Genomic DNA, 9,062 nt, shown 5'->3' with positions numbered 1-9,062 from the left:
TGATAGAAGTATCCACCCAAACGGGAGCAAGATTATCATAATTACAACGATAACTGCGCCAATTTCCATATTCTTATGATTCATTATACTTCACCTGAATCAGCATTTTTTTCTGGAAGCCACGACGGTTTTTTTACTTTCAGGAATACCAGTGGAGGTCCGGCAAGTAGTACTGTTCCAAGCAGAACACTAAAGACATATTCCCCTGCATTTGGATAGTAACTTGGAGGAATGAGTCCTACGATAAAAGCGAAGACAACTCCTACCACTCCAAGTCCTCCAACAAGCCAGACTCCTGCCACTCCTCCGGGAATCTTGTAAGGACGGTGAGTATCTGGCTGGCTGTACCGAAGTTTTATGAGCGACGCAAATACGAGCACATACACGATGCAGAGAAGCTCTACGGTCATTGCAGAAAGAATCCAATAGGCCTGGTTGACCGAAGGCAAAAAGACATACAGGAGGGAGATGAGCGATCCGATGAGAGCCTGTGTAATAAGAACTCCTACAGGTGCTCCGTATTTATTGGTGTGATCAAACATCGGAGGCATATTCCCTTCTTCTGCAACAACTCCAAGTCCTTTTGCAGGACCGATAAGCCATGATGCAAGCAGGGCAATACCGCCTACCGTGATCAGGATAGCAATCGGTGCTATAAGCCAGGGAATACCCATGGTTGTAAAGAAGTACTGAATTGCCTGCATGACCCCGGATGCAAGATTTAATTTCTCAACCGGAACTGCAAACGAGATTGCCAGTGTTCCAAAAACCGTGCAGAAGAGGATGATAAGAGTTGATAATCCCATGGCTTTTGGAAAATCAGTCTGTGGATTTTTAACCTCAAGTGCATGAAATCCTGCCATCTCCATTCCTGCAAAGAGGAGAATGATTGTTGAAAAGAATGGAATGGTGGATAATGATATCTGTGGTATCATGGCACCTATGGAGAAATGAGGAATTGCTAGCGGAGCTCCCATTGCCACCCAGAATACCCCGAGAAGGATGATGAGAATTGCAGGAATAATACTCCCAACTATTACTCCGAAGTTTCCAAATTTTGCTGAAAAGTCCTCACCAAAGTATGCAACTGCCGTCGTTCCCCAGAATGCAACCATCATGACCGTGAACATGTACCATGGGCTGCTTGCAAGCTGGGGAGTGAGAGCAAATGCCAGGGTTGAAGCGATAAACGAGAGAGCGGTTGGGAACCAGACCAGGTTATTTGACCATTCACAAAAAAGAGCGATGAATCCACTCTTCTCACCAAATGCCTGCTTCACCCAGGTGTACACACCTCCTCCCTGAGGCCATCCAGTTGCGAGTTCTGCACCCGCAAACGTGATGGGAATGAGGAAAAAGATCGTTCCAAGAAGATACCACCCGATACAGGACCACCCGTAGATAGCCATTGACGGAAAGTTCCTGATGCTGAGGACTGCAGCCACATTTATCATGGCAAGCGAGAAGACACCCAGAACTTTTTTTACCGGAGGTTTTCCGGATTTTTGCATCGATTCACTCATTGTTATTCCTCTTTTATACAACTAACCAGGTACTGACCATTTACTACCTCTACACCATGGGTGTCATGACCAAATCCCGGGAACCTGGAATCAAAGTCCTGGAGTCCTTTCAGGTATTGTAGAATTGGTTCATTCTGATCTCCAGCACGTTCTCCCGGAAGAAGGAGTGGGATACCTGGCGGATATGGAACTACTCCGGTTGCAACAACTCTGCCTCCCATTTTTTCTACAGGGACCTGCTCTACGGTTCCACGAACAAGCCGTTTGTATGCATCCGCAAAGGTAATTACTGGTTCAGGAAGCAAAGAGAAGGCCTGTGAAAGGGTTTCAAGCATCCGGTGATCCCGTTTGAATGCATGCATCTCTTCAGCAAGTTCAGGGAGAGTCACTCCACTGTACCGGTCAGGATAGGATTCTATGAGATCAGGGAAGATCTCTTCAAGCATCGTATTTTCATCATAATGCCGCTTGAACTCAAAGAGTTCAGTGATAAGAGTCCCCCATTTTCCTTTCGTTATTCCTACTGAAAAGAGGAAGAGAATACTATAATCACCTGACTTTTCATTGATGATTCCCCTGGTATCAAGGAATTTTACTACAAGGGCTGCAGGAATTCCAAAAGGTTCCAAACTTCCGTCATTTGCAACACCAGGAGTCAGGATAGTGACCTTGATTGGGTCAAGCATGCAGTAATCATCTTCGAGTCCTTCAAACCCATGCCAGTTCTCACCGGGATGCAGAACCCAGCACGACGGAGTATCACGAAGAGTCTCGAGCGGTGCATCAGTAAATGATATCCGTTTGCCACTCTTTGGATCAGTCACTGCATCAGGCTGCCACATTCCGAACCACCAGTCAGACGGGGTCTCTCTGTGTCCAATCTCCCTATTGATCCGTGCCATGGTTCGCCTGAACCTTATAGCCTCCTCTATACACTCATCCGTCAGTATTTTTCCTGACGGGCCATCCATCATCTTTGCAGAAACATCAAGGGATGCAATGATTGTATAAAGCGGGGAAGTGGAAGTATGCATCATAAATCCCTCGTTGAACCGTGAGTGCTCTATTGGAACCCTGCCATTTCTGACATGAACCATAGAGGCTTGTGAAAGGGCTGCAAGGAGTTTATGTGTAGACTGGGTTGCAAAAACGGTTGGCCCATTGGGATCCTTTGATCCATCTCTCATCGCAAACCGGTCACGATAGAGGGGATTGAATCTGGCATACCCATACCAGGCTTCATCAAAATGAATCCGATCCACTGTCTGGCCGAGCAGGTGTTCTACCTGTGCAGCATGGTAGCAGAGACCATCATATGTGGAATTTGTAATTATTGCATGAACCGGATGATCACTATCGGCATATTTTGTAAAAGGGCATGCCTGAACTTTTTTGCTTATTGCTTCGGGTGTCAACTGATCCGGGTGAATAGGCCCGATAATTCCGTACCTGTTGCGTGACGGGATGAGGTAGACTGGTACAGAATGAGTCATGGTGAGAGCATGCTCGGCTGATTTATGGCAGTTTCTGTCTACAAGAACGATATCTCCCTCAGTGACTGCTCCGAAAAAGACGATTTTGTTGGCAGTTGAAGTTCCGTTTGTGACAAAATACGTTTTGTCTGCTCCAAACACCTTTGCTGCATATTTTTCAGCTTTTCCAATCGGTCCCGAGTGATCAAGCAGGGATCCAAGTTCATCTACTGATATCGAGAGATCTGACCTGAAGAGTTGTTCACCAAAAAAGGTATGAAATGCTCTGCCAACCGGTGTTTTACGAAATGCAGTTCCACCCGCATGACCTGGAGTGTGCCAGGAGTATTCAAAATCACGGGAAAATTTGATGAGTTCTGAGAAAAATGGAGAGAGCATCTGTTCACGGTATCGTCGTGCTGCTGCCGTTATCCTTCCAGCAAGGAAATCTGGCGTATCATCCATTACATACACGTACTCATTGATCTCTTTGACGATCTCAACTGTAAGACCGCTCGGAGCTTGTGAGGCGGGCTCTGCCAGTAAGAAGATCGGAAGTTCATCGTTGCGTCTTCTGATCTCATGGATTATTTTCGTAGTTGATTCATGATTTTGTTGTGAATCTCCTCCAAGATCCCAGTTTATCAGGATACAATCTATTCCTGGAAGCTGAGCTGCTGCTGCCCGTGCATCATTTAAAGATCCGACATCCCCAACTACGAGCCCTGATTCTTCTAATTTCTTTACAATTCTCCTCATTGTGCGGCCATGAGGAGTATCAGTATGCATGGCATCATCTATGATTGCAATGGTCAGTTTCTCTTCAGGATTCATCCTCTCCTCCGTGAGAATGTAATATGGTATCAGTACCCTACCCGTATTCCCTTATTGGGAAAAACTGTGTACTTACTTTTAGAAAGAACAACAACCATATGAAAGTATGGTAAGGATATTTGATCAAAATTTTTTCAGGAGATATTAAAACCGTATAGCCATGGTCGACATGGTTGAGATGATATGGAAATTCATATGCATGGCCATATGATGATGAGAACCAATCCCCTGATGTAATACAAAAATATATATCCACAGGCAGATCAGAGTTCTACCCATGACTGGAGCCCTGAAGTATTGTTCGTATGGAATATTTCTCATTGCTATTTTGAGTGTGATAATTTCCCCTGTATTAGCCGGAGATAAATACTCATCAGGTGAAATGGTTCTGACTGCCGGGATTGGAGGGAGTAACGAACTTCAGATTGGAGAGAAAACCCAGATCATTGTGACAATAGCAAACTCCGGTCTTATCAATATGAAGTTCGTAAATACCGGAACTATCACACCTGACTATCTCCCTACAACTGCTCTTTCACTATCAGCACTCCTTGAAGGAGGAGACTCCCCAGTTCAGGTATCATCTGATCCACAGATACTCGGTGACGTAAAATCAGGAACTGTAGTTCAGGCACCGTTTGTTATAACCGTCCCAGAATCTGCTAAAGCAGGATGTTATCAACTTCCACTCACCCTGAAGTACAAATACATGGATGAGGCTACCCAGAATGGGCTTGATGAGATCCAGTACAGTTTCAAGGAAGAGGAACAGACACTCAGCATCCCGATAACCCTGAGAAAAAGTGTTCGTCTTGGAATCAATTCAATAGACTCAGGTGATCTCTATGTTGGAGGTGACGGCCATATCCTTGTCAATGTCAGTAATATCGGATCTGATGATGGGAAAAACACAGTCTTTTATCTTGAGCCGGTTGGAAAAGGCCCGATAGCACCGTATCAGGACAGCGTGTACCTGGGAGATTTCCCTGTAAAGTCCTCTGCAAATCTATCCTACAAGGTCTCTGTTGCTTCTAATGCCGATCCATCAATACAATATCCCCTGACTCTTCAGGCAGTATATACCGATTACCAGGGTCTTACTGCAGAGAGTGACAAAAAATCAGTAAGTGCAGGATTCAGACCAAAGATTTCGTTCACTATAGGAAATCAACAGAACAATATTAATTCAGGTGGTGAAGGAGTTATCACTGTTCCATATACCAATACAGGATCAGACACTATCTATAATGCCCAGGCAGGAATCACCATTGTTGATCCATTTACCAGTGAAGATGATCAGGCCTATCTTGGTACTATGAAACCCGGGGATACTGCTGTTGCAAAGTTTAAATTAAATGTCAATAGTGGTTCGACAAGCAAGCAGTATGCCCTTGACTCTGAAATCAGGTATACAGATGAGAACCTGACTGAATTTGTTTCAGACCCGGTAAAAGTTCCGGTTATGGTCACAGATTCCAATGGAAATCTGATGATGATTGGTGGAATTATTCTCCTGATAGTCATAATCGGAGGAGGATTTTTCTATCTCCGACGCAGGCACCACAATTAAGGAGTTCAAGAGATGACATTCCTGACTCCTTCAGGTCTTTTTCGAGCCAATCACTATCGTACTGATACTTTTCAGATGAGAATACTACTTTCTGTGCTCATTCTCTGCCTTGCAATCTCTGGATGTATTTTTCACGCATCCGCAGTGCCATATCCCTACGGTGAGCCGGAATTTGCTGCAACAATAGTTGGGGATAATGAATGCACACCAGGGAATGTAACTCCACTTCTCATAAAAATTGCAAATATTGCAACTAACCCTGAACTTGTTCTTGATGCGTCCAACCCTGTGGAATCAAGTCCGATTGTCCCCTATGCTGTACTGCTCACCCTTGAGCCAGGAGATTCTCCTGCAGATATCATTCACACTGTCCAGACACTTCCCGCCATTCCACCTGCAACAGGTATCCCTCTCACCTTTCCGATAATCATACCTGCTGACGCAAAAGCCGGCTCCTATTCTCTGGACCTGAAAATTCAGTACCAATATGCAGATTCTATTGCAAAAGATGGGCTGACTAATGTGTTTCATTACACAACAAAGGATGTAACACTCAAAATCCCGATCACAATAAAAGAGAAGGTACGAATACGGGTTGACAACATCACCACCTCAAATATTGCTCCCGGACAGGAAGGAACGATAAGGGCAGAGATTACCAATATCGGATATTATTCTGGCAGTAATGCATCAGCTGAACTGACAACCGGAAAAAATAGTCCAATCACGATATACCAGGGTGGGTATCACCTTGGAATCTTTAATACCCAGGAGACCAGGGCCGTAGAATGGAGGGTTTCAGTTTCAGATCTGCTTGATGCATCTGTTATCCCGGCGACTGTTCAGATCTCATACGAGGATAAAAATCAAAATCTCACTTCATCACAGCCTGTCTCCATCGGAATCCCGGTAAGTACAGGTCCAAAATTTAATATCACGTATGACAGGCCCCAGATAACTCCTGGTGGATCAGCAGTTGTTCGTGTTACATACATCAATATCGGTGATGCACCAGCAATCGGAGCAACTGCAAAAATTGTTCCTGTAGATCCGGTCAGTTCAAAGCAGACCGGTGGACTTCTTGGAAATATATCACCAGGAGAGTCGGCTGCAACCAGTTATGAGTTCTCTCTTAGCCAGAAAGCCCTGGTGAAGCCATATGGAGTTTTAACAGATGTAAAATACCGGGGAGATGATGGATCTGTATACCTTTCAGACCCCCTGAAGATAGAACTTAACACCACCGATCCAGGTATCATGGCTATTCTCCTCTCTCCTGTCTCTCTGGTTATATTAGTTGGTGCAATCCTGGTTTTTGGATACCTGTTTTTAAGACGTGAGGGACGGCTGATCTGATCATGGGTTTTATTCTCACATCTTCTGAGAGGGGTGGGTCATGACTCTGTTGAACTCATTTTATTGTGGAGTTGCTGACCTGGTTCTTAAGAGACCTGCAGAGGTTCTCCTGGTCATGGCTCTTTTGTTTCTTGCCGCTCTCATCGTTATTGGGAATCTTTCCATGGAATCAGGAGCATCCATCTACCTGAGCCATGATGATCCATCAATGAGATGGTACACCATCTATACCGATAAGTTTGCACTTGAAAAGGATGTAGTCCTGTACATATCAGCCCCAAAGCCTCTTGATCATGCCCTGATTTTAGATCTCCAGATTCTCAAAAAGGAGTTACTCCGGATACCGGGGGTGGAAGATGTTCAAACAGTTTCTGATGCAATTCTTCTTGCAAATCAGGGATCTATTCCTGCAACTAATGATGGAATAGAAGAGGCTTTTTCCCGTCTTTCAAAATCAGAACAAAAAGAGATTATTCCAGACTCTTTGCATACCCTTGGAACAGTTGTCACAAAGGGAGACACCCAGTCACTTCTTGACCCTATCCAGGCAGTTATTAATGAGGCACATCTTCCTCCCGGTGTCACCATCGAGATCAGTGGAAGCGATGCTTTTGATCAGCAGATGATGACCGAGATGACAAAACAGATCTTTGTGCTGATTCTTGGTGCATTTACTCTGATGTTCATCGGTCTTTTTATTCTCTTTGGATCTGTCAGATATCGTCTTCTCCCTCTTGCCTTTGTCATGGTCGGGCTTGTGTATCTCTTTGGAATCCTGGGAGCATTCCGGGTTCCAATCAACATCGGAGCAATTGGTGGATTTCCCATTCTTCTTGGACTTGGTATAGATTATGCTGTCCAGTTTCAGGCACGGCTCAATGATGAGCTCCGTGTATCCTCACTTGAAGATGCCATCAGAACGACAATCTGCAATACCGGATCTGCAGTTTTGTATGCAATGGTGGCCACGATGCTCGGGTTTGTTGTTCTGTTTATAACTCCGCTTCCGATACTTACCGGTTTTACATTAACAGCAATAATTGGCATCCTCTGTGCTTATGGGGCTACCCTCTTTGGATTTCCAGCTCTTGCAATCCTGATTAATTACCAGCCAAAGGATCTTCCAACCAGTGGAAAACTAGATCTATTTGAGAAATACAATCAGATCCTCTCCAAAGTTGCAGAAAAAGTTGCCCGAGCTCCTGTTCTCATACTTGTACTGGTTCTGGTTCTCGCTGGTATCGGGATGGTAATAGACGATCAGATCCCGATAGACACCACCGAGGATTCAATGGTTCCTTCAGATATGCCAGCAAAGGTGGTAATGGATAAAGTTACAAATCTTCTGGGATCCCAGACTCCGGTTGAACTTGTCCTCACAGGATCTGATCTTACCTCTCTCGAATCGCTACAATGGATGGAGAGATATGGGGCATTTATTCAATCAGTATATCCGGATAAGATAATAGGATACACAAGTATTGCAACCCTTGTTAAGGAATATAATGGCGGAAAACTTCCTGATACCTTGTCACAACTTGATGAAGTTCTCTCTTCAATTCCAGAAAGTGAAAAGAAGAAATACCTATCAGAAAAGATCATCGGGCTGATGGAGTTTCAAACCGTTTCATTGAAAGCTCAGGAGATGAGCGATATCAGGCAGGTCATTCTTGACAATGTTGGCTGGGCCCAGCCACCACCTGGAATTTCTGCACGTACAAGCGGAATGTTTGAATTAAATGCAATTACCCTGAATGATATTGTCAAGTTCAAACCACTGATGACAAATCTTGCATTCCTGATGATCCTACTCTTCCTTATTATTGCCTACCGGCATTTTGTCTCAATTGCACCTATGGTTCCTATCATCTGTGTTGTCGGGTGGAATGCAGTGGTGATGTGGGTATTTTCCATCGATTACACTTTTATTACAGCTTCTCTTGGTGCAATCACCATTGGAGTGTCTTCTGAATACACGATTCTGATGATGGAGCGGTATCTTGAAGAGAGAAAAACCACCCCTGATCTCATAGAGGCAATCTCTAATAGTGTACAAAAGATTGGAGCTTCGATTACTGTGTCTGGGTTAGTGACTGCATTCGGATTTTCTGCTCTTTTGCTCTCGTCATTTCCAATTATTTCAAATTTCGGAGTGATGACAGTAATTGCAGTAATTTTCTCACTCGTCGGTGCGATTATTATCATGCCAGCGATTTTGGCAATTCTTGGAAGGATAGAGGATTACTTTGAATAATCCTCCATCCACCATTGACTATGTTTCCAAAAAGAGATTGTACCCTACAATTC

Annotated in this window: 5 protein-coding genes; 3 read left to right on the top strand and 2 right to left on the bottom strand. The window is 44.3% G+C overall.

Going from position 1 to position 9,062, the window contains the following annotated elements:
• Window positions 1–83 precede the first annotated feature (83 nt).
• The gene (locus VN429_RS09705) at window positions 84–1,523 is read right to left on the bottom strand and encodes an amino acid permease (protein WP_325632695.1); all 1,440 of its coding nucleotides are present in this window, start codon (window positions 1,521–1,523) and stop codon (window positions 84–86) included.
• A 2-nt stretch (window positions 1,524–1,525) separates the two neighbouring features.
• The gene (locus tag VN429_RS09700) at window positions 1,526–3,829 is read right to left on the bottom strand and encodes an Orn/Lys/Arg family decarboxylase (RefSeq protein ID WP_325632693.1); all 2,304 of its coding nucleotides are present in this window, start codon (window positions 3,827–3,829) and stop codon (window positions 1,526–1,528) included.
• A 277-nt stretch (window positions 3,830–4,106) separates the two neighbouring features.
• On the opposite strand from VN429_RS09700, the gene VN429_RS09695 reads away from it, so the two are divergent.
• From VN429_RS09695 to VN429_RS09685, 3 genes are all read left to right on the top strand, one after another.
• Complete coding sequence (locus VN429_RS09695; protein ID WP_325632691.1) at window positions 4,107–5,399, top strand: COG1361 S-layer family protein; 1,293 nt, start codon at window positions 4,107–4,109, stop codon at window positions 5,397–5,399.
• A gap of 75 nt (window positions 5,400–5,474) precedes the next feature.
• Window positions 5,475–6,755: a COG1361 S-layer family protein gene (locus VN429_RS09690; RefSeq protein ID WP_325632689.1), complete on the top strand. Its 1,281-nt coding sequence runs from the start codon at window positions 5,475–5,477 to the stop codon at window positions 6,753–6,755.
• A gap of 40 nt (window positions 6,756–6,795) precedes the next feature.
• Window positions 6,796–9,009: an efflux RND transporter permease subunit gene (locus VN429_RS09685; RefSeq protein ID WP_325632685.1), complete on the top strand. Its 2,214-nt coding sequence runs from the start codon at window positions 6,796–6,798 to the stop codon at window positions 9,007–9,009.
• Window positions 9,010–9,062: the final 53 nt, after the last annotated feature.

Source organism: Methanospirillum sp., from assembly GCF_035560735.1.
In the GTDB taxonomy this organism is placed as follows: Archaea; Halobacteriota; Methanomicrobia; order Methanomicrobiales; family Methanospirillaceae; genus Methanospirillum.
This window is presented reverse-complemented; position numbering and strand designations above follow the sequence as displayed.